The organism is Candidatus Moraniibacteriota bacterium, assembly GCA_016699875.1.
GTDB lineage: Bacteria > Patescibacteriota > Minisyncoccia > Moranbacterales > UBA1568.
Map to the genome: position 1 here is coordinate 583,150 of CP064989.1, position 23,353 is coordinate 606,502.

Here is a 23,353-nt window from a genome sequence, read left to right on the forward strand (position 1 = left end):
AAATTTCCCCTATGCTTCCCAAAAAATCATTGAGTCAAAACTTCCTTCGAGATGCGGATATTCTCCGAAATATCGCAGATGAAGCCGATTCTTCCGATATCATCGTTGAAATCGGCGCCGGAGAAGGCGCGCTTACGGACACATTGGCACAAAAGGCAAAAAAAGTCGTCGCTCTGGAATTTGATCGAGATCTTATCCCGGGACTCCTCAATCGCTTCCCCCTTTCTTCGAATGTTTCCGTTGTCGAAACAAACATTCTTCGCACGGATATTCCGGAAACTCTGAGGAAACACGGGTGGCGAGATGAGCCATACGCTCTCTTTGGAAATATTCCCTATGCGATTACCGGGAAAATCATTCGTCTGCTCGTCTCACTCGATCCGGCGCCACGCACCATCGTCCTCATGGTACAGCGAGAAGTCGCGGAGCGAATCGTCATAAAGAATGGGAAACAAAGCCTCCTTTCACTCGCAGTCGCCCTCTTTGGCACGCCGGAAATATTGTTTCTCGTACCAAAAGAGGCGTTCTTCCCAGCGCCACGCGTTGAAAGCGCGGTTCTACGAATCACACCGGATCCCAATCGCCTCCCCATCGACAAACGCGAAAGTATTCTCCGTCTCGCCAAGATCGGCTTTGCCTCCAAACGAAAAACACTCATGAACAACTTCGCCGCGCACCGAGAACACCCGAGAGAAATAATAGAAAAGATCCTCAAAATCATCGGAAAACCCTTAAATGCCCGCGCCGAAGAACTGTCGAAAGAAGCGTGGACAAGACTTCAAGAGACTATCTGTAGGGTCGATAAATCTTGACAAATATTATAGAGACGCACTACACTGCAATGTCCTTTAACAAACAAGGGTATCTTTACTCCTCACTTCCAACATTTGTCCGCAGAACCCGCAGTCGCGAGTTCCGAATGTTGAAACATGAGGAGTAAGGCCGTGCAAAGCAAAGAACAAACTGCCGAAGAAAGACGGAAGGAAATTGTTGGTTGCCTCATAGAAGGTATCAACCTCTTAACACCTGGAGGAGCAAAAGCAGCTATCGAAATGGTTATTCAGCATGACGGATGGCAACAAGCGTTTTTTGAGCAAGAAAAGATTCAGAAATGCTCAACGCGTGAGGCTGTCGAATTAGCATTAGCTGTTCGTGCCCACTTTTGGGCAGAGTACTACTCCAACTTTAGGAATAAAGTCATCGCCCTAGCATTAAAAAAGTTGGAAGAATATCAAGAAGGAACCTGCCCCGAACCCTCAGAAAATCTCCTTGTGGAAATAGTTATGAAATTTCATGGAAGATCAGGAGCTGACCATTTTGCAGAAATCGCAGAAAAGCTCCTTCTCAATTTGATAAGAAAAAGAAGGGGCGCGCCTTCGCACTAAAAGTTTTCCACAACGAAAACACCGTGAAGGAAAACGAACCCCAATATCCACCAAAAGACTGACCGGTAGGTAATACTGCCGGTTTTTTGTTTCATGGCGAGAACCACCCAAAAAGACGCTCCACCAAAAAGAAGTGCCGGAAGAAACAAAGATGGTATGCGAAACACAAACACACTCGCTATAAAAGACAGGAAAATTCCGGAACCAATTAAAAGTTTTGCTCGACGAACCCCAAAAAGCACGGGAATAGTCCATACGCGATACTTTCCATCGCCGAAGATATCCTTGAAGTCTTTGAGTGGAAGCGACACCGTATACGCAAAGAGAAAGAGCCAGACAAATGAAGTCGGAAGACGAGCAATAGTCCCATCCGGAGAGAAAAGTAAAAATCCCAGAAAGAGGACTGTCAGACTCGCAACCGCGCTCACAAACGAGGCAAGTATCGGGAACCGCTTGAGCCGAAAGGGCGGCGCAGAATAGACCCAAGCGATCACCTGATACAAAAGAAGTAGTAAGGCACTCTTCACACTAACCATGGCCAACAGAAAAATCGATGCCACAAAGAAGCTCACACCGATAAACCCGTAGAGCTCTCGCGATATATCGCCAGCAACTAATGGCCGGGAGCGATTGGTTCTCTGGTCTATTTCTTCATCAAAAAAGTCATTGACGACAACCGAAGCAAGCCATGCCAACACCACGCCGACAACCACCAAGAGAAGCGCGAGCGCATCGAAAAACCCAAGAGCTGTGAACATAGCAGGCGAAGTCGCTAAAACCATCGAGAGACCGATACCCGTACAAAGAAGTCCGCTATGATACACCACTTGCGGCAGTCGAGCATTGCGAAAGAGCGCGAGAAATATCTTCCTGTGCGATAGAAATAGCCAAAACCCGAAAACAACCGGGAAGAGTCCGCCATACAACAGGCTCATTTTTACATTCAATACCGACCGGGGATCCGTAATTGTGTGTGAGAAAAGCGAAAGTGGCGATAAAAAAATCGCCGCTACATCGGGAGAACGGAGCGCCCATTGTCCCCGAGCAATGCCATCAATGAGAATCGCCGCCCATGAAGGAAACGTACCGAGAAAGAAAAGGAGAGTGTACGCAGAAAGTGCTGAGAGGAGCGATCTCACAGCCCGACGCGTCTTCCAGAGCACATACAGTCCAAAACCTACCGACACGAACGCGACTTCAACACGAACGCCATACGTAATTCCCATGTCCGGACGATCTCCGAAAAAAGTGAGGTATCGCTCAACAAGGCCGGAAAATCCATCGAAGATGTAAAAACTCCACAATCCCGTCCCGTCAGAAATAACAAAATCGATAATCGGCGGCGCAAGGATGATCAGAAATCCGAAGAGGAGTATATTCGATGCCATTCGCAGAGAAATACGTGCAAAATACCGGACTATCGGGAGAAATAGAAGGAATGAGAGGAGAAAAAACAGAACATTGTGTGTCCATTCAGAAAAAAGAAACCCGGCAGGAAGACTCTCAAAACCGAAAAGCCACGACTCTACCAAGAGTCGAAGGGTGATAAGACTGAAAAAAGCGGCCAGCCACAAGCCAAGATTCGTCTTGGATTCCTCAATCGCCAAAAGAAGCATTCTCAAGTATTTCATACGCGAAGCATACCAAACCGAAAGCCTCTCGCGCAATTTCCGGCAACCGTGATAGAGTGAATCCATGACTTCACTCAACACCTCCCTCAACCCGGAACAGCGCCGCGCCGTCGAAACCACCGAAGGCCCGGTACTCATCGTCGCCGGAGCCGGAAGCGGAAAAACAAAAACACTTACCCATCGCACAGCTCATCTCATCCTGGAAAAAGGAGTGGGGGCGCAGCACATCCTTGCCGTTACCTTCACCAACAAAGCCGCCGAAGAAATGCGTGAACGCGTACGATCGTTGCTCTCGACAGCGAAACATTCATCATCAAGAGGAAGCGGAGATGAAACCGCTCATCACACTGGTTTGCCGCATATCGGCACGTTTCACAGTATCTGTTCGCGAATTCTCCGCAAGGAAATTTCCGCCCTCGGGTATAAAAATACATTTACTATCCTCGACAGCGACGACCAACTCTCTCTCATGAAGCGCGTCATGAAAACGCTCGAGATCGACCCAAAGAATATCCATCCGCGCGCATTGCTCGATGCCATCTCCCGAGCAAAAAACCAACTTCTCGACGAGCTCACCTTCGAATCCCAGGCCGGAAGTTATTACGAGGAACTGGTCGCCAAAGCCTACCGGCGATATCAAGAAGAGCTCCGCGGCAACCATACGCTCGACTTCGACGATCTGGTACGCCTCACCATACATTTGTTCCACACGCATCCGGAGACACTTGAACACTACCGACGCCTCTTCCGGTACATCATGGTGGACGAATATCAAGACACCAATCACTCGCAATACACGCTGATTCATCTCCTCGCTGAAAAACATCGCAATCTCTTTGCAATTGGAGACGACTACCAATCCATATATGGCTGGCGTCAAGCGGATATCCGAAATATTCTCAATTTCGAAAAAGATTACCCCGAAGCCGCTATTATTACCCTCGATCAAAACTACCGCTCCACACAGACCATACTCGACGCTGCCGGAAGCATCATAGCCAAAAATCCCAACCAACGTCACAAAAAACTCTGGACATCTCAAAAGGGCGGCGACAATATCGTCCTTTTCGAAGCCGAAGACGAACGCAATGAAGCGGAGTATGTCATCCAAACCATACGGTCAATCATCAAAGGCACAAACAAGTCGGAACGTAGATTCTCGGAATGCGCTATCCTCTATCGAACCAACGCGCAATCACGCGCAATCGAAGAAGCATGCCTCAACCATTCCATTCCCTATCGCATCATCGGCGGACTCAAGTTCTATGGTAGAAAAGAAGTAAAAGACGCCATTGCCTACCTCCGACTCATCTCGAATCCCTGGGACACGATTTCACTCGCACGAATCGCCAATGAGCCGCCGCGCGGAATCGGCAAAAAAACACTCGAATCATGGCTAACATCAGCCAAAGAGTCGAAAACAGACCCCGTAACGCTGGCACGAGAAAATGATGGGAAACAGCTCAGTATAGCCACTTCCAAACAAAAATCCGCCGCACAGCTTGCCAACATCCTGCACGAAAACACTCAAAAACTTCCTGAAAACAGCTCTCTCTCCGCATTTCTCAAAGAACTTCTCGAAAGTGTTGGATACATTGCATCGCTGGAAGACGGCACAGAAGAAGGGGCGGCTCGATTAGAAAATGTCCGAGAACTTTTCTCGGTCGCAAAAAAATACGACGGAACGCCTCTGGAAAGAGCTGTCTCATCTTTTCTGGAAGAAATAGCACTCGTCTCCGACACAGATGCCATTGACGGCAATGAAAACGCCGTCCAGCTCATGACCGTCCACAGCGCCAAGGGGCTTGAATTTCCCTTTGTATTCCTCGTCGGACTCGAAGAGGGCATTTTTCCACACTCAAGAAGCGCCCTCTCGCCAGCCGAACTCGAGGAAGAGCGTCGCCTCATGTATGTGGGCCTCACACGAGCCAAAGAAAAAGCGTGGCTCATATCCGCCGAAACCCGCATGATATTCGGCTCGACACAGATGAACGCTCCCTCACGATTCATTAGTGAAATCCCAGAAAATCTTATCGAAACGGAAGAGCGGGTCAAGGAATTTACAAGGAGCGCATATGGAAAGATGCCGATACCAACATCAAACACATCTCATCGAACGGATTCCGAAAAACCCCGCAATAAAACAACACCTGAAACCCTCCGTCCGGGAGACTCCATCACGCACCCAACATTCGGCAATGGTATCGTCATAAAAATAGAAGGAACGCTTGCTACTATAGCTTTCCGCACCAAGGGTATCAAAAAACTCGCCCTCGGAATCGCGCCAATTGAAAAGATATAACTTGCAACGAGCACTTACTTCGAAATTTCCCGCCCTTTTCCATGGAATTTCTCATGCACTTCACGAAGTCCCTCATCGGTAACGTGCGTATAAATTTGCGTCGTCGTAATGGACGAATGCCCAAGAAGCGCTTGGACACTTCGAATATCCGCTCCGTTCCGCAAAAGATCCGTGGCAAAACTGTGTCGTAACGTATGCGGGTGCACCTCTTTAGTAAGACCCGCTTTAGCCGCGAGTCGTGCCACGATCCGCTCAACCGTACGAACCGTAATGCGCGAATCCTCGGCCGTATTCTTGGCAAATCCGTGTTTCGTGGAGACGAAGAGTGCCGGGTCGGCATCCTTGCGAGCATCCAGATATATTTGCAGCGCTCGCCGAGCGCGGTCCGACACAAACACCATACGAAGCTTTCCACCCTTTCCGCGAACACTCAACTCTCCCGCATCGAGATTTACCATCTCGCGATCAAGTGAAACCAATTCCGAAACACGCAAACCCGAAGAAAACAAGAATTCCAAAAGAGCGCGATCTCGGCGCGCGGTTTCACTCATGCCGCTCGCCGCCAGACACATCCGCTCAAACTCCTCCAGCTCCAAAAAATCCACCTGGCGTTCCGGAACCTTGGCCGTTTCCACACGTTCCGGAGGCGCTGAGACAACACCTTCCTTTGCCAGATACCGAAGAAATCCACGCAAAACAACAATATGGTAGTTTTGTGTTGTTTTTTTGAGTTCTCCGCCGTGGACATTTTGCCTCCGATTCAAAAACAACCGATATTTTCGTATACTGTCAAGCGTGATATCCTTTGGTTCTCGCACGCTTCTCCATGAAAAAAAACTCCTAAGTACGCGATCATAGCTTTCTATTGTTTTCGGCGACCGACCCCGCTCAATTTCCATATATTCGAGAAACTTTGTCACCAAACTCGATACATCCGGCATACGCGCATACTGAAGATAAATACACTAAACCCCTTCAGTATACCACAGAGGAAATAATTAAATTTTGGCTTAAATAAGCTAAACTAAAGAAAAATAATCCAAAAATCCATTGACAAGAGATGCGCCTCTTACTATACTCAACCTTGCGTAAAAATCTTCGGTTTCGGCTCTGATGGGGCGCTTCTTTTTACTAAGCACCCCTAGGATGCGGAAGCAATTGAAAGGACTTGCGTATCTCTACGCGCATTTTCAGGGGGTTATTTCGTATTTTCCGTGAGGGGCAGGAACTGCTTCACAAAGGAAATACTCACATTCACCGATTGCAAAGAAAGGGTGTTGTTTATCTCAAACAACACAAGACCGTTCGGATTCTCCACCTATTTCGCCAGTATTCCGCACTCACCGTCGTTGTGTCGAGTGCTTTTCTCGTTACCGGAACCAACATTGCGACTCATGAGCGCCCCGGAAGCGCCCTTTCCGGCTACTTTCACACTGGAGACAATCCGAATGACCAGCAATTTCCCATGAAAAGCCAGGTCAAACGGGAAAATCTCGGAACCGCCCCGCTCGCCTTCGCCTCAAGCACCGTCGATACGGAAGCGAAACTCGAGGACCCATCGGAAATCAATTCTCCCAGCAACACCATTGTCGCCTCCGCAGATCTTGCTCCGGTTATACAAGAAGACCCCGAAGAAGGCGACGGTGTGAAGATTTACACCGTGCAAGAGGGTGATACCCTCGGAAAAATTGCCCAAGACCACCACATTACCGTAAATACTATTCTCTGGGCTAATGATATAGAGAATGTCGATGAAATCCGCCCGGGCGACCAAATATTCATCCTCCCCATCGCAGGACTGAAATACATTGTTAAAGAAGGCGATACCATACAAGATATCGCCAAGAAATACCATGGCGACACCGAGCGCATAATCGCATTCAATAACCTCCCAGCAAACGGCCGACTCGAAACCGATCAAGAACTTATCATTCCCGACGGTTACAAAGACACACCCAAACCATCTTCCGATAGCATTCTCGATCGCCGACAATACGCCACTTCGAGCGGCGGAACAGCCACAGATATCTCCGGCTGGCGAACACTGACCGGAAAGGCTGGGACCGGACACACCTTCCCTTACGGCTATTGCACCTGGTATGTCGCTCAAAATCGCTATGTTCCCTGGGGTGGCAACGCAGGAACATGGCTTTATAACGCCAAAGCTCTTGGATACAAGACCGGAAAATCCCCGCGAGTCGGCTCAATTGTTGTCACCACGGAAAACCGCTACTACGGACATGTTGCTCTGGTGGAAAAGGTGCTCGATGACGCCATTATTGTAAGTGAAATGAACTATGTCGGCTGGGGAAAAACCGATCGCCGTACCCTTTCCACTGCCAACAGAAGTATTAAAGGATACATCTACTAATTATTAGTATCCGAAAAATATTCCCACAGCGAAAAGCAACTCATCTTTAAAGAGTTGCTTTTTATTATCACTTTGAGAGAAAAATTGCTCAGTTTTTTACTCACAAGAAACTGTCCACAAATCAACACTTGTCACCCAACAGCGTCAAAACAAGAGAAACTGTTCACATCCTGTGCACAACCCCATGTTTCCTGGTGAAAAACTACGGATATACCCTGTGAATTACCCAAGCAACAAAGTGAGCAATCAGGTTATTTCACCCAAATGAATTCCAAATCAACAGCAACACTTGAGAATTCCACGAAAGTATATGCCATTAAAAAGCCCCCAACAAACCCATTTAATCTGTTTCTCCACTTCTCCACAGTACTAATAGTAATAAAAATTAAATATATATATAAAATTCATTATTCATTAAGTAGGGGGAGATAGGGTGAACAAATCTTTCTTTGTGCTAACACAAGAGTACTGGCATTTTCGTATACGACGTATTTGCTTTACATCTTTATTTTGAACTGAGAATTTTCGTGATATACTTTCCACTGGAACACTGTCTTTGTTTTTCGATGTGTGAGAAAAAGAGGTAAAACAAAAAAATCATTTTTGTTTAATGCGATTCTCTTTCTTCAGAGTCACCCTGCTCTGTTTTTCGCTCTGCTTGCAGGGTGTTTTTTGTTGGTTCCGAGCGGTCAATTTGCTCAAGCTGGCTGGTTTGAGAATTTGGCATCGCCAAGAGCGTGGATTAATGCTCTTGTGTATCCGTTTTTTCTGTTTTTTTCGTGGATTGTAAATTTGGCGGCGGGAATTTTTGTGTGGGTGATTAATGCGGAAACTTTTACCAAGCTCATGAATGCGGGAGCTATTTATGAGGTATGGCTTATTGTTCGTGATTTTCTTAATATTTTCTTTATATTGGTACTTCTTTTCTCTGCTTTTGCCACGATATTTCAGTTGGACAAATATGAATACAAGCGAACTATACCGATGCTGGTTATTATGGCTCTTTTGGTGAATTTCAGTTTTCCGGTGGCGCGATTTGTGATTGATTTGGCAAATGTGCCGATGTATTTCTTTTCGCAGAATATTTTTGGTGTTGATGGCCCCAATGAGATTACCTCGGGAATATTAAGTGGTGCCAAGATGCAGAACATTCTTATTCCGGGGGTTGATGATAAGTCCTTGAAGGACTTTGAGACAACACACCTTCTTGCAGCGACTATTTGTATGTTTTTGTTTGGCATCTCTTTCTTGGTATTGTCGGTGCTGATGTTGGTTCGAATGATTGCGCTTGCTATTTTGGTGATGTTTTCGCCAATTGGTTTTGTGGGAATGATTACCCCGGCGCTCCAGGGCTTTGCAAAGGGCTGGTGGGATAAATTGTTCAAATGGGCATTTTACGGACCGATTGCAGTGATGTTTGTATTGGTGTCGGTTATTGTCATGAAATCGGCAGGAGACTCTATATATCCCACTGCAGGTGCGGGTGGCGCCTTTCAGTCTACAGGAAGTTCGGTGAATGATAATATGATATCTGCTGTTGCTTTCTTTACGATTCCAATTGTGCTTTTTTGGATCGCTATTACCTCCACAGAAAAATACAGCAATGATATATCCGGCTTGGGAATAAAATGGGGATCACAATTGGGGAGAAAGGCCGGGAATTTGGTTAGAAAGGGTGCGGTAGGGACGGTTTTATATATTCCAAGGCAATCAGGAATTGTTGGTGGCGTGGAGAATGCTTGGAAAAATAGAAAGTCTTGGTGGCTTGGAGGTAGAGAATCAAAGGAGGCTCGGGAGAGGCGAGAAGCTGGGTGGGAAGGATTATTTGGAAGTGCCTCTCATCCTGTAGAAGGTGTACGAAAGGCTTTGGATGAAAATACACGAAAAAGGGTTCATGAACTTGCTGAAAAAAATAAAAAGGATAATCGTTCGTATGCTGATCTTCAAAGGGATCTTGAGTCTAAAGATGAAATCAAAAAACGAGCTGCAGCAATTACTATGGCGGACAAGGAGATGTTTGAAAGTGCTGAGGATTTTTCAAGAGCACTTGAAGCTGCTGGTGGTGATATTGACAGTATAACTAAGATTGTACGAAAAGCTCCTAAAGAAATGTTGCGGTCGGGAGATGACCTTGCAAAGGTGCTTGAAGCAGTAAATACTGCAACGTCAAAGATACCAGGAATGCGACCGGTTGCTCAGGCTCAAATAAAATCTCAACTTATTGATAAGGCGGGAAGTGGAGCTCTTCCATCGGCGGATACTATTGGTGGTGCTCAGTATAGGAAGATTCTTAAATCTTTGGGGGGTGATTCAACTCTTGAAAAGACCTTGGAAGGGAAGATGAAAAAGGAAGGACGATTGAGGGCGGTTCTTGAGTATAGGTTGGGAGAAGCTGGTACGGATGCAACAAAGAGGCAAATGGCATACGAAACAACATTTGGGAAACTTGATTCGGAAAATCTTGGGAAGCAAGGGGGATTAATTGGTGATTCTGGTTTCAGAGATTATTTCAAGGGGAGAATGAAGAGTGGAGAGTACAATGACGACTTTCTTGAGGGATACTTGCGATATACTGGTGGAGGAAATAGGAAATCTTTCGAGAGACATGTTACTTCCCCATAAGTTGCATTAAGCGTGTTACAGGTTGTACCTATGGATGACGCTGAAAATTCAAAAAAAAGAAGAGTATGTCGTCCCATGCTGACCAATATTGACTTCTTTGGAAAAGAGCTTTCCGAGAGTGAATTTAATGGTTTGTGGGGAATTTTCGATACCCTCTCGGAGGAAGTAAAAGATATTTTGACGACGCCAGAAATGTCGCGAAGAATTGAGTTGCTTCAAAAAGAACGAGGCCTTTCGGACGAGCATATTGAAATTATCTCGGCGATTATCCGTGAATATTTTCTTCGGAATAAAGATGTAATCTGGCTTCAGGATGCTCTCACGCGCAGACTTGATCAGAAAGACGTGGTATTTGTGAAAGAGTATATTCAAAAGAATATTCTTACGATTAAGCCAGTTCCTAGGGTGCTGTCAGAAAATGATGGGTCTTCGGCGGTGCAAATTGTCCAACTTCCGCTTCTGGATGCATTGGCGAAGTATCAGCGGCTGTCGGAGCAAACAGTGACGGATGATCGTATCAGTGTGAAGGGGGAATCTGCGCCGGTTCGGGGGTCGATTCGGAATTGGTTGCGGCACTATCGTGATGCGGTGGGTATTCGAAAGCACTCGACAATGGAACGAGGGCAATTTCTCTTTCAGGGAGAGAATACGAGGCGACTGTCTGCTCAGGATCGGGAAAAAGTATCTTTTCTTCTCAAGGCGCTCGATGAAAATACCCCAGTGCCAATTGATAGCAATCGTCAAGAACTGATGTTTCCCGCGTTTCAAGATCGGGGAAGCGTCAGTACGCAACCGGTGACGGAGACTTCTGTTCCGGCGCTCGAGACATCATTTCGTCCATTGGAAAAGTTTCCAGCACAGGCGGCGCCTATTCAGAAGGCGCTTGAATGGAAATCGAAAGAGAAAAAAGAAAATATACCAAATCAACCCCCTCAGCCCGGTGGAATATCCGCCCCGGTGTATGCTTCAGTCGCACCTTTTCAGTCAAAAGCTCCCGCTAAAGGGGGTATGAGTTTCAGCTCGAGCCATGTGCTGCCGCATGAGAAGGAACAGGAAGCAACGAAGAGTCGACAGAATTCAATTTCACATGTGTCGGAGAGTTCTCGCGATCCGGAAGCAATTAGTGTCATTCGACCTCGCAGAAGTCTTCATGGTGCTCAGCGGGAGTCTGAATGGTCTCAGGGAAGTGGCTCTGACGCTTCTCGTGTGGTAAACTTACGGAGTTCGAGAGAGAAGAATATTCAAGGAAAGGTATAGTGTTTTCTTGGAGAATTACCGAGAAGTATCTTATATGTGATTTGGATAGCGGCTTCTATGCTTTTTAATGTTCCGCAATTCATTGATGTTGAGGATAAAGTGGCGGGGCCGCTCACAGCAAAACAAATACTCTGGATGGTGGGAATGGGAGGGGTATTGTTTATTGTGTGGACATTCCTCGATACGACCACGTTCTTCGTGTTTTCTATTCCCGTCATCATTATTTTCGTATTGTTTGCTTTTTATCGTCCGTATAATCAGTCACTCCTCTTCTTTTCGGTGAATGCAGTCCTCTTCTTCTTTCGGCCGAAAGTGTATACATGGGATCGCCCGGGCGTGATGAAGAACGAAGTCTCGAAGCCAAAAGAGGAAAAAGCAACACGTGAGAGTCCAAGAGCTCTCTCGGTCGAAGAAATACGGAGCTTGGCAAAAGTGGTTGATAGGAAGTGATGGAGTCTATTTTTTCTGGGAAAGTGCCTTCTATAAAGTGGATGATCGTATGGAAACATTGAGCGGCGCCAAAAAACCAGCAATGCAAGATTCGGCATCCAGTACTCAGCGCTATGTGGATGTTGAGGAGGTGCGCGATGGTGTCATCGTACTCAAGAATGGCGCGCTTCGCTCGGTGCTTTTGGTTTCATCGCTCAATTTCGATCTCAAATCCGCCGAGGAACAAGATGCTATTATTTTGCAGTATCAGAATTTTCTCAACTCACTGGATTTTCCGGTTCAGATCGTCATCTCTTCTCGCCGGTTTGATATTCAACCGTATATCGAAGTTTTGAAGGATAAAGAAAATCATCAGAGAAATGAGTTGTTGCGTATGCAGATTTCCGAGTACCAGAATTTTATTAAGAATCTTTCAGAAGTATCAAATATCATGTCGAAGTTTTTCTACGTTGTTATTCCGTTCTCTCCGGTTGAAGACAAAGAAAAGGGATTGTTTCATAGTCTGACAACGCTCTTCAATCCGGCTGGGGCAATTGCGGAGCGTCGTGAATACTTTGAAACCTACAAGAATCAACTGTGGCAACGTGTGGATCATGTGAGTTTCAGTTTGTCACAGACCGGGCTTAAGGTAGCGCCACTCAACACGGAAGAGTTGATAGAGCTCTTGTATAACTCCTACAATCCGTCGCTCTTTACGACTCGATTGACAAAAAATATCGAAGCGATTGACCTGGCGGTTGAGAAAGCATAGTGAGTGCCGTTTTTTGTGGGCAATACCCATTTATTTTCAAAGAAAGTCATTTTCAGAATTTGAAATCGAATGTTTATGCGCGTCCCTTTTTTGTCTTCTTCCGGAGGTGAACAGGATGAAATCCTCGCGAGCGAGGTGCTTTACCAGCGAGGAGTAGCTCGTATTCGTGATCTCATTGCTCCATCTGCCATTAAGGTAACAGCGAATTCTCTTCAGTCTGGCGAAACATTGGTGCGAACGCACTTTATCATTGCGTATCCACGCTATCTCAACACGAACTGGTTCTCACCGGTGGTGAATCTCGATTTTCCCATGGATACGGCGATGTTTGTACACCCGATTGATACGCGTGACATCTTGAGGAATCTCTTGAAATCGGCAACGCGGGTGGAATCTTCGATTCAAATAGAATCCGAAGCTGGCAAGGTACGAAGTCCGGTACTTGAGACGGCACTTCATGATATTGAAGAATTGCGCGATCGACTTCAGCAGGGGACAGAAAAGTTCTTTCGTTTCAGTATCTATATTTCGCTCTATGCGCAGTCGATTGAGGAGCTCAATCGCATGGGCCGATCCATTGAGGCGATGCTTGAGTCTCAATTGGTCTATATAAAGCCGTCCGTTTTGCGGATGCAACAGGGATTCACGTCGACGCGTCCGATCGGGACGGACACGCTCGATGTGGCAAATAATTTGAATACGGCGCCGCTTTCGACGACATTTCCATTTGTATCCGCCGATCTTTCGTCGAACGACGGCATTCTATACGGTATTAACCGGCACAATAACAGCCTGATTCTTTTTGATCGGTTCAAGCTCGAGAATGCGAATATGGTGATATTTGCAAAGTCGGGTGCCGGGAAAAGCTATTTCATGAAGCTGGAGATATTGCGTTCCATGATGTTTGACACAAGCGTTATTGTGATTGATCCGGAGAATGAATACAAGCATTTGGCAGAGACTGTGAATGGCTCATTTATTCACATGAGTCTCAATTCCGCTTTCCATATCAATCCATTTGATTTGCCGAAACAGCGCGACGAGCAAGAAGATTTCGAAGGGCTCTTGCGAAGCAATATTGCTACGCTGATCGGATTGCTGCACCTCATGCTGGGGAGTGTCACGGCGGAGGAGGACTCTATTCTTGACCAAGCCCTCCGCGAAACGTACGCGGTGCGCGATATTACCGGGAAAACAGACCTTGCGACACTGACACCGTCCTCATTCCCTACCATGAGCGACCTGTATGAGGTTTTGAGAAATATGGAGGGGACTGAGTCACTCTCCGCTCGTCTTGAAAAATATACTCAAGGGATTTTCTCGGGATTTTTGAATCATGCGAGCAATATCACCATGCAGAACCAGTTTGTTGTGTTTAATATACGTGATTTGGAAGAAGAGCTGCGTCCGATAGCCATGTATCTTATCTTGCACTATATCTGGAATGAGATGCGGTCGGAGTTGAAGCGGCGACTGGTTGTGGTGGATGAGGCATGGATTATGATGCAGAACGACGATGCGGCGAGCTTTCTTTTTGGCATTGCGAAGCGTGCTCGGAAGTATTATTGCGGATTAACAACGATTACTCAGGATATCAGTGACTTCATGGGGTCGAAATATGGAAAGCCAATCGTGACCAATTCATCGCTCCAGCTCTTACTGCGGCAGTCTCCCGCATCGATCGATGTGGTGACAGAGACCTTCTATCTCACGGATCACGAAAAGTTCTTGCTATTGGAGAGTGCTGTTGGTGAGGGAATATTCTTTGCCGGTTCGAAGCATGTGGCTATTAAGGTGGTGGCATCATATAGCGAAGATCAGATTATCACATCGAATCCGGAGCAGCTCGCTGAGATAGAGGCAGCAAAACGGGAATTTGACGAGCATGGCGGCTGGAGCGAGAGGTAATGGTTCTGTTGTTTACACTCGTCTGCATGCTCCTTATTTCTATAGCTGTGAATGGCGAATGCTCTGAGGGGTAAAGGTGTATCTGTGTGTCTATGGCTGTTGCCAGTGCCATTGCGAATAGTCGAGATCGTCTCGCCTCCGAAGCGTCTGCTGAGGAGGAGCGAGCGTTGTTTCGTGAACAGCAGGCGCGTTTGCAAGAAGCTCAGAGGGTAGCACGTATCGTACAGGAAGAGGCGGCAGTGTCTGAATCGGAAGACAATGAGCCAGAAAGCGCGTCCTTAAATCGCTTGGAGCGAGTAAGTATATTTTCGTATTCAGCGTCGCTCATCGTCGCGTGCTTCAAAGATTTGCTCGACTTCACCATTGTGATGGCGCTTCCAGTGATAGCGCCGGTGATCAGTTTGTGTGCCAACGCTCTCATCGTGCTCCTACTCTTCTTTCCGAAGCACCGGTACAGGATTGCGTCAAATGCTCGACTCATCATTATCGACGCGTTCATTTTGCTCGGACTGATTCCGCTCGAAGGATTGGCGTTTCCTTTTAATCTTCTTCCGTTTACAGTGGCGGCAGTGGGCATGATCTATGTGGTTGATAAAAAATTCGTTGCCGCAAGAAATTCGAAGCACTTTGATAAAAGACGAATGAAAGAAAATCTGAGCCGTGTTATTCGTCAAGCGTCGAGTGATCGAGGGAACACTGATAAGAGTCGGGTGTCCGAGCAAATGCGGTCGACGTGGGATATGCCGGAACGCGAAACGAGGTTTGAGGCGTAGTTAAAACAAACATGAAAACCAGGAAGTTTCTATGGTGTACCCGGCAAAAAAACATCCGTTGCTCGATATCTGCGTAAATCGACGGTTTCTTGGTTTGAATGCGCTTCTTTTGGCGAGTATTTTCCTGGCTCTTTTCTTTCCTGTTTCCGGAACAGCAGAGCAGTTTTTGCTGGCATTCTCGGTCTACTTTGCGCTGCCTGCTCTGTTTGTTCGGTTTGTTTTGTGCGAGCCGCTTTCGAAGTACGGATGTTCATGGGGGAAGTTCGGCATCGTTGCAAATATAACCTGGATTCTTGCGGGAGCTTCCCTATTTGGAGCTTTTGTATGGGGCGTGTTGCGATGTACATCTTCCGGACAGGTGTTCTTGAATTCGTCGCAAGCATCTCTCACGGTGATTCACCGGGATTTTCTGATGTTTCTCGGATCAATGGCGTTTCTAGCGTGGTTTATCTTCTTAAAAGAAGTATTCTTTCGCGGATTTTTTCTCCTTCTTTGGAAGAAGTTCTTGTCATGGCGGAGTCTCATAGCGCATTTCTTGCTTGTTGCTGTTGTTTCCGCGCAAGAGCTTCACGTTTTCGCACATACTGATACATTCGTGACACTTCTTTTTACGCTGGCATGGTCGATGGTGGCGTCGGTTATTGCATTTGCAACAGAATCTGTTTTTGTATCGTTCTGCTTCTCTCTATTTTCTGCTATACTCGTGTTAGTCTTGTCGATTTCGCTTTCATGAAACAAAGAGTTTTTTTCTTTCCGGCAGTGATGCTTGCGGCGATTGTTTTCGCTACGATTTTTTCGATTCCAAAAAAGGCGTCGGCTGATATTACAGACGTTTTTGTGACGAATATGCCGAGTGTTTCCGGGAGTTTGAGTTCATTCGAAGAGCGATATCATCTCAATCTGGAAAGTTTGCAGAATCAGGGAGAGAACTTCAACGTGTCTGCGCAAAAGGGGCAATCTCCGCAAGTGCTGCTCTATTTCAGTCCATCTGATCCAAAGCCGGGGTCTGAAATGGAAGCCCGTGCATTTCCGGAGTTCTTCGGCAATGAAAAAGATACGCTCTATTACACATGGTACATTCGCCGGAAGGGATGTGAGTTGGATGATTCACCGAGCGAAGAAAAATTGAAGCTCTGCGATCGCGACTCAAGTCCAAGTAGTGATGACTGGCGGTATGATCGGTTTGGAAATCGGCGGGTTATCTCGGTTGAAGATTGGAAAATTGAAGCGATGCAGTCGATTGTGGCTGGGAATTTCGACTCCACTTGTTCGCTCAATGGCAGTCTTACCGATGAAGAGCGTGCGGATTGTGCGGAAAATATGTACAACTCCGGTGCGCCAAGCCGAGTGAATCCGACGGGGAATAAGGGAAATGATCCCGATGAAGACGGTTATCGGGCGACGTATGGCGGCGATGGCAAGCTTGGGCAGCACTCGTACTGCTACATTCATGATTTTGAGGATGGAGAAAATTATGAGTTGACCAGCGGATGTGAGCATTTGTTTCCGGATAGTTATCGAATAGATGGAAACGGTAGAATCGAGCGGGATGGGAATATCGGGGAAAACGACGATGCTTTCCCTATCGACGAAGAACATTTCTGGCGGACTGACCCGGAAGATCCGAGTACGGCACAAAATGGCAATAAAGACGAAGCAAATATAGCGGGTCTGGGACAAGGCACTTTTAAGTGGACCTATCAACCGGAAGACAGGGTTGGCGTGGTTGTGGAAGGGGCGTCCCTCTATACGACGAAATATGATGATTCGAGCATGATGATCATGTGGGCATTGCCGAAGAATGTCTGTGATGTTGTCGGGAAGGGAACGAAGCAGATCACCACGAAAGGTTTTTCGAGCAATGAGACGGCGCAAGTAACTATAAACACATCAACGACCGATATCAACGATTGCTTGGAAGATAACCTCGTTGATCCGACTGAGGGCGCGCAAGCGGAGAATGTTGATGTCTCGCTCTCGTATGAACCGGAATCGCCTTCAGCGAAGTTGATTCCCTGGGGAGATAGCACGGTGACAGACGCAAAGACTATTGCTCAGACTGGCGATATCCTTACAGTACATGCTTCCTCTTCCAATACCGGGCAGAGTGCGGCGCTTACCAACTATACTTGGCGTGTTCAGGCGAGTTCGGACGGCACCTTCAATACGCGGTTCAGCGATGAGAATGTGTGGACGGATATTACCGAGGACCTCCAAACAGCGAAAAATATCAGCATGCCGAATGGCAACAATATCTCCTCGCTTTCTATTAATCTCAATTTGAACAGCGATTCGTACACGGATGAACAAACAAACACGGTTGTTCCCGGTTTTGGCGAATACTTTGTTGATGATGCGGCGTACCTTCGAATTACCGTAAGTGCGACGACAAACTTTTCCGGTTCGGTGAGTCAGAGCGGATCAAGTTCGGTGGTGGTGAAAATTGTGGCGAATAAGTCTATTGACGTCTACGATGTGGATACGGTGAGTGATTCGGCGACGGGACTGATCAGTGTCAAGCGAAACGACACGGCGCTCTGCACAGCGAACACATTCCAACAGACGATTTGTCCGGTTTTGAACAACCAGATAGTCGGAGTGTTCCTCTCAACGGGCGAGGGAGAGGTGCGCGATTATGCCTGGACACTGAATGGTCAGTCCCTTGCTTGTACCTCTCGGGTGTCGGGCGAATGTAACGACTCGAAGCAGGGGGCGGTCAACTTTTTCCCTGTTTCCGGGAATGTCGGGGATATGTATGTTGTAACGGTAGTGGCGAACAATGCTGAAACCGGGAAATCGTTTACTGTATCGCGTCGATTTCAGATTGTGGATCCGGATTTCGATATCATTTCCAATGAAACTGAAACGGCATGGCCGAAGTATCTCGGCAAATATGTGAATCTCGACGGATCCGAATCCGATGATATGAGTAAAACCTCGTTTGAGGGAGTTGTCGGCGGTGTTGCGCAACTCTCCGCAGTGTTTCGCCCGAGCGTGCTCGGGACGTTCATCTTGAATGGTGTTGAATCGGGAGATGATCAGAGTGAGATGATCTGGTCGATCAATGGCAGTCCTTTCAAGTGGAATGATACCGGACTTTCACTTGCGCTCGACGGCAATGTCGGCGACATCTACACGGTGACGCTTTCCGGCGCCTACAACCAGCCACGCAAATTTCGGAAAGCGCTCTATGATATCTGGCGTATCTCTCCTTTTAGCTCCGAAACCGTGCGATTTTCAAAAGAGATTCAGATTCAATTAGTCACGCTGGAAGGTCAGGAAGATGCTCGCGGAAAATCGAACACATTCTTTGCCTCGGTCTTTTCCGCTGTTCCGCCCTTTGTGCTCTTTTCCGTCCGACTCATTCTCTCGATGGGCATGATTCTCCTTATTGTCGGCGTTGTGTTTTCGCTGGCACCAGAGGAAGAAAGAGGTAATGTAAAATAGAAAAGGAGATCGGGAATAATAAGAGTGCGGAAGCTTCTTATCTCGTACGCGCTTGGGGTTGCCATTGAAATGAAACTTTGTATGAATTCTTTGAAGAGAATTGGGGAAATAAGGATTTTTTTATTTGTATGCATGTCTATTTTTTTGTTTTCTCATAAAGTGGCATTTTCAGCCAATCCTGCAACACGAGCTGAATGTCTTGTGTATGTTTCAAAAACAGCTCAGTGTAAAAGTACTTGTGATGGTCTCCAGCAAATAGGAACGTGTAGCGATGACACTTCGGGGAATACTCTATGTTGCGATAAAATATATCAGGAAACAGCCGTGGACGATGTTTCTTGTCATGCTCAGGGGGGGGTCTGCGTGAGGGATAGCGGTGCCCTTGGTGGAGGATGTAGTGTAAATGGTGAAGTTATAGGGGTGAAAGTTGGTAAGTGCGACAATATAGTCGGTACTGGTGCGGCTACAAGCTGCTGCACCGATCCTAAAAACTCACAGGGGACAAATAATTCTTCTTCGGTTTCTTCTACTTCTTCTGGCTCTACCTCTCTCAACTATACGCCGCTTGAGAATTTGCCTGGGTTTGAGGGGCAGAGCGGGGACTTCGCGACGTATTTCGGGAATCTCTACAAGCTGGCACTGTGGATTGTGGCGATATCGGCGCTCTTTATGCTCGTTGTGGGCGGGTTTCTCTATCTCTCGAGTGCGGGGAATACGGCACTTCTTGGCACGGCGAAGAAAACAATCTACTCCGCACTGATCGGACTGGTGATTGCGCTTATTTCGTGGCTTCTTCTTGATACGATAAACAGCGATTTGACGAATTTGAAACTGACGGGATTGACCGGAGCGATAGGAACAAACAGTAGTACAAGTAGCACGTCAACAGCTTCTCCAACAAGTGGCTCCGCGGCCGAGGTTTTGAGTGAAGCGTATAAGATGGTCAACAACACATCGTGTTATTATAGCCAAGCTATCCCTCGGAATGGTTGCCAGGGCAGCCCGCCTCATACAGACTGCTCGGACTTTGTTGTTTCTGCATACAAGCGAGCCGGATGTTCGGTTCCTCCCGACGGCACTTCAAATATGAAGGCCGTTGCTGAGGATATTGGCGATAAAAGCAGTTTAAAATCCGGCGATGCTATCGTTTACAATAACGGATCGCATGGACATGTGGTGCTATGTGAAAATGATGGTTGTAGCACATATACGGCTGCTGCCTCAACGAAGAGTGGTCTTGTGAAAGGTCGAGATTCCGCTCATGTGTTTTCTGATGGAGCTTCTGCTGGAGGTTTGAAGGTTCTTCGGGTAAGCAAATACTGCAAAAGCTAGCCGATATGATCCAGAAAATTTACATGCAAAAAAAACTTAAAAAATTTGCCCTCTTTGCAATTATTTTTGTACTGAGCATTATTGCTGCCAGCATCTTCTTTCTTGGTAAGAAGGAACCTCCCCGGTCCGGAAATGTGAATTCGATAGAGATTGGTCAAGCATATGCATCAGTAAAACAATTTTACGATTCGATTTCCAATGACGGCGGTAAGGGAATGCTGTGGGCGAACTTTGATAGACATCAGGACGTCTATCCTGTTTCACTCAACAAAATTCTTCTGCAAGATGGATCAATTTCTTCAGAAGGAGAAGCATTTATTCACTACATGAGTCAACAGGATTTCGATGTCTTCTGCTATAAGGGTGGCAGTGTCCCAAGCTGCGGCATATACATGTCTTTTGCACATCTGGAGAACTATTCAGGGAATTCTTACGAAGATGCTCTTACAAAGTTGGATGCATGGAGTCCGCATATGCTGAAAGATTTGCGCGGAGTTCTCTTTCCGCAAGATCCGCTGTCCGTGGAAGATGCTAATCAGTACGTACAATTTGGTAAAGAATATTCTTTGGCTACGGATTTGGGGTTAAAATACAAAAGTTCCGAAGTAACAATTGGCACAGAGAAGAGAGGTATTTATTATGGCGTTGTTGATGGATATGTCATTCTGACAACATCAAAGGAGAGTTTGTTTGAAGCCTCTCGGGAACTTTTTTCACTTGTTCCGTGAAGTCTCTATGAAGAAATTCTTCATTATCATGGCGGTGTTGTTTGGGGTATTGCTCCTGTTCTTTTTGATATACAACTTTTTGTTCAAGAACAATCCGCTTGAGGGGAAGGTGCCGAATGTTGCGGTGATTCCCAATGAGCCTGAGTCGGACACGTCAAATCAGAGTGCGGAGGTGAAGGATAAAAAAATAGCTCCGCTGACTGATGGCGAGGGCGTTGCCCCATTCTTTGACGTGAAAGATCGCGCGCTGTTTTACCTGGTACCGGATGAAAAAGCACTCAAAGAGACGTTTCTGGTGACGGGATTGCCGAAGACAGTAGAGACGTTTTCTTTTGTGCCGCGCGACATTGTGTGGTCGCCGGATGGCGGGAAGGCTTTGATACAGAAGGGTGATACCGAATGGGTGCTTTTTAGTCGTAAGAAGGGTAACGAGTCTGATGCGTCATCGACAACTCTTTTGAAGTCGGGCATAGAGAGTCCTGCCTGGACCAGTCTTGGGGATCGTATTGTGTACAAGTACTTCGATCCGGAGACGAAGAAGCGGACGCTCAATATTGCGAATCCCGACGGGTCGGATTGGTCCGTGATCGGCGAGACGTCGTTTCAGTTTCTCGAGATGCGCCCGGTGCCGAAGAGTTCGACCGTTGCTGTCTGGAATCGTGGCAATGCGTTTGAGCGGACATCGCTTAAGATATTGCCGATTGTGGGCGGTGAAATGAAAGAAATATTTTCCGCTAACTACGGCGCTGATTACCTGTTCGCGCCGAATGGTTCACGCATTCTTGTGTCTGACTCCATAGAGAAGGGGAGTACGAGTATTTCGCTCGCGTTGCTCAATGATCAAGGCGGAGGGTATACCAATCTCTTTGTCCCATCATTTGCGGGGAAGGCGGTGTGGTCGAAGAATAGCCGGTTTGTGTACTACGCGCTTCCCGGGTCGATACCAGCGGGGAGTATTTTGCCAAACGATTACTATCGTAAGCCGATATTGACGGCGGACACATTCTGGAAAGTGGACGTAGAGACGGGTGAGAAGTCGCGCATTGTGGATCCAAACGATATCGATCAGAACTATGATGCCGAGAACTTGGTGCTTGATGCTGATGAAACCATGCTCTTTTTTCGGAATCGTCATGATGGGCGAATCTATAGAATTCTTTTGTAAGACGTAGGTGTGCACTTCTCAGGGGCGATTCCGAGAAAAAATATGATCCAGAAAAGATAGGACAGACTGATTCTCCAGTAGGGCGTGTCGAAAAGTCCGTGCACGAGGAAAGCGATCATAAGAGCGGTGAATATCCAGGGAACCGAGGGGTTCTCTGTTTTTGATATCGATATGGCAATGTGTCGCAGCCAAGCGAAAATAAGGAAACAAAAGGAAATGAGCCCGATAATGCCGCTCCCAAGCCAGAATGCGAGAAATATATTGTGCGGCTCGGGGACGGACCATTCGAGATAGGGCGGAAAGAATTGCTGATACGCAAGGTAACAACTCTGGAAATTTCCCGGACCTATGCCGAAAACAGGCGAATCAATCAGTATTTTTCCGGCGGATTGCCAGATCATGACACGCGATGCAAACGATGACCGTGAGTCGAGACTGAAAAAGTGTTCGAATCGGGGAGTATTTCCGTAGGTAAAATAGAACAGAGCGAGAAGGAATGCTGCTATGCCGAGCGTCATGCCGAGAGTTTTCGGCGTGGGGCGTTGATGTATAGCTTCAAAAAAGAGGAGGGCGATGCAGGTGGCGAGCCAGGCTGAGTACGAGTGCGTCAAGAAGAGAAGAAATATGAGTAAGAAAGAAAAGAAAAACCAAAAAATCGTTCTTTGTGTTCGAAGAAAATACCAGGAGAGAATGAGAATTGGCGTGAGGAGCATCGAGAATGCGTTTGGAGAATTGAAGATGCTCTCGAATCGTCCGTCGTAGGTTGTATAACTTCCAAAAAGCCACATGAGAGACGAGTAGAGGAAAAACGGGAGGAAAGATAGGGCAAAAATAAACAGGATGTTATCGCGCGAAAAATATCGTTGAGAGATGAGAAAAATCGTATACCCGAAGAAGATTGGAAAGAGAAACCAAGATTTTAATATGCCGAGTGCCGTGAGGAGTGTCTCGGACGAAAGCGTGCAGAGAGCGCTCTCTGGAAGTGCGGCGAGAATGGAGAGTGTGACGCCTCCGAGGAGTGTGAATATGCCAACGGTGATGTGACGCGGTGGAAGCAATGCGGAATATGCTGTGCGGTCGTTTTGACGGTATCGAGAATACAGCATTGCTGCCAGAACCATGCCGCACCCGAGGGTGGTTATCTCAACGAAATACATTGGCACGCCAAAAAAAACCAACCGAGCTCCTTCGAACGGGATCAGGAGGAATGTTGCGAGCATGCTCGTCAGAA

The 23,353-nt window shown here is 47.0% G+C and carries 18 protein-coding genes; 15 read left to right on the forward strand and 3 right to left on the reverse strand.

The annotated features are described in order from the left end of the window. The first annotated feature begins 11 nt into the window (after positions 1-11). Both rsmA and IPK84_02965 read left to right on the forward strand, forming a co-directional pair. The gene (gene rsmA / locus IPK84_02960) at positions 12-812 is read left to right on the forward strand and encodes a ribosomal RNA small subunit methyltransferase A (protein QQS15303.1); all 801 of its coding nucleotides are present in this window, start codon (positions 12-14) and stop codon (positions 810-812) included. A gap of 117 nt (positions 813-929) precedes the next feature. Further along, the gene (locus IPK84_02965) at positions 930-1,385 is read left to right on the forward strand and encodes a hypothetical protein (protein ID QQS15304.1); all 456 of its coding nucleotides are present in this window, start codon (positions 930-932) and stop codon (positions 1,383-1,385) included. Here the strand turns inward: IPK84_02965 and IPK84_02970 are convergent. Next, entirely contained in the window at positions 1,382-3,082 is a 1,701-nt protein-coding gene (locus IPK84_02970) for a UbiA prenyltransferase family protein (GenBank protein QQS15305.1), read from the reverse strand. The two genes, IPK84_02965 and IPK84_02970, sit on opposite strands and share 4 nt — an antisense overlap. Here IPK84_02970 and IPK84_02975 point away from each other — a divergent pair. Further along, the gene (locus IPK84_02975) at positions 3,081-5,318 is read left to right on the forward strand and encodes a UvrD-helicase domain-containing protein (protein QQS15306.1); all 2,238 of its coding nucleotides are present in this window, start codon (positions 3,081-3,083) and stop codon (positions 5,316-5,318) included. The genes IPK84_02970 and IPK84_02975 overlap by 2 nt on opposite strands. Before the next feature lie 14 nt (positions 5,319-5,332). Here the strand turns inward: IPK84_02975 and IPK84_02980 are convergent, their stop codons facing one another. Beyond that, complete coding sequence (locus IPK84_02980; GenBank protein ID QQS15307.1) at positions 5,333-6,259, reverse strand: tyrosine-type recombinase/integrase; 927 nt, start codon at positions 6,257-6,259, stop codon at positions 5,333-5,335. 227 nt (positions 6,260-6,486) lie between these two features. Here IPK84_02980 and IPK84_02985 point away from each other — a divergent pair, with 227 nt between their 5' ends. From IPK84_02985 to IPK84_03040, 12 genes are all read left to right on the forward strand, one after another. Then, entirely contained in the window at positions 6,487-7,689 is a 1,203-nt protein-coding gene (locus IPK84_02985) for a LysM peptidoglycan-binding domain-containing protein (protein ID QQS15308.1), read from the forward strand. Positions 7,690-8,292: 603 nt separating this feature from the next. Then, the gene (locus IPK84_02990; GenBank protein ID QQS15309.1) at positions 8,293-10,311 is read left to right on the forward strand and encodes a hypothetical protein; all 2,019 of its coding nucleotides are present in this window, start codon (positions 8,293-8,295) and stop codon (positions 10,309-10,311) included. A 75-nt stretch (positions 10,312-10,386) separates the two neighbouring features. Next, positions 10,387-11,568: a hypothetical protein gene (locus tag IPK84_02995; protein ID QQS15310.1), complete on the forward strand. Its 1,182-nt coding sequence runs from the start codon at positions 10,387-10,389 to the stop codon at positions 11,566-11,568. Between the two features lie 57 nt (positions 11,569-11,625). Then, positions 11,626-12,018 (forward strand): PrgI family protein, encoded by a 393-nt coding sequence (locus tag IPK84_03000; GenBank protein ID QQS15311.1) that lies wholly within the window; start codon positions 11,626-11,628, stop codon positions 12,016-12,018. A 49-nt stretch (positions 12,019-12,067) separates the two neighbouring features. Beyond that, a complete protein-coding gene (locus IPK84_03005) occupies positions 12,068-12,769 on the forward strand; it encodes a hypothetical protein (GenBank protein ID QQS15312.1) in 702 nt (233 codons plus the stop codon). A 75-nt stretch (positions 12,770-12,844) separates the two neighbouring features. After that, a complete protein-coding gene (locus IPK84_03010) occupies positions 12,845-14,677 on the forward strand; it encodes an ATP-binding protein (GenBank protein QQS15313.1) in 1,833 nt (610 codons plus the stop codon). A gap of 92 nt (positions 14,678-14,769) precedes the next feature. Next, entirely contained in the window at positions 14,770-15,450 is a 681-nt protein-coding gene (locus IPK84_03015) for a hypothetical protein (protein ID QQS15314.1), read from the forward strand. Positions 15,451-15,481: 31 nt separating this feature from the next. Continuing rightward, positions 15,482-16,183: a hypothetical protein gene (locus IPK84_03020; GenBank protein QQS15315.1), complete on the forward strand. Its 702-nt coding sequence runs from the start codon at positions 15,482-15,484 to the stop codon at positions 16,181-16,183. Beyond that, complete coding sequence (locus tag IPK84_03025; protein QQS15316.1) at positions 16,180-18,897, forward strand: hypothetical protein; 2,718 nt, start codon at positions 16,180-16,182, stop codon at positions 18,895-18,897. The genes IPK84_03020 and IPK84_03025 overlap by 4 nt, the downstream gene beginning before the upstream one ends. Positions 18,898-19,317: 420 nt before the next feature. Next, positions 19,318-20,229, forward strand: coding sequence for a C40 family peptidase (locus tag IPK84_03030; GenBank protein QQS15317.1), 912 nt, complete (start codon positions 19,318-19,320; stop codon positions 20,227-20,229). A 23-nt stretch (positions 20,230-20,252) separates the two neighbouring features. Beyond that, positions 20,253-20,957, forward strand: a complete 705-nt coding sequence (locus IPK84_03035) for a hypothetical protein (protein QQS15318.1) — start codon at positions 20,253-20,255, stop codon at positions 20,955-20,957. A gap of 7 nt (positions 20,958-20,964) precedes the next feature. Beyond that, positions 20,965-22,122, forward strand: a complete 1,158-nt coding sequence (locus IPK84_03040; protein ID QQS15319.1) for a hypothetical protein — start codon at positions 20,965-20,967, stop codon at positions 22,120-22,122. Here IPK84_03040 and IPK84_03045 read toward each other — a convergent pair. Beyond that, entirely contained in the window at positions 22,104-23,342 is a 1,239-nt protein-coding gene (locus IPK84_03045; GenBank protein ID QQS15320.1) for an O-antigen ligase family protein, read from the reverse strand. The genes IPK84_03040 and IPK84_03045 overlap by 19 nt on opposite strands. Between the last annotated feature and the right edge of the window lie 11 nt (positions 23,343-23,353).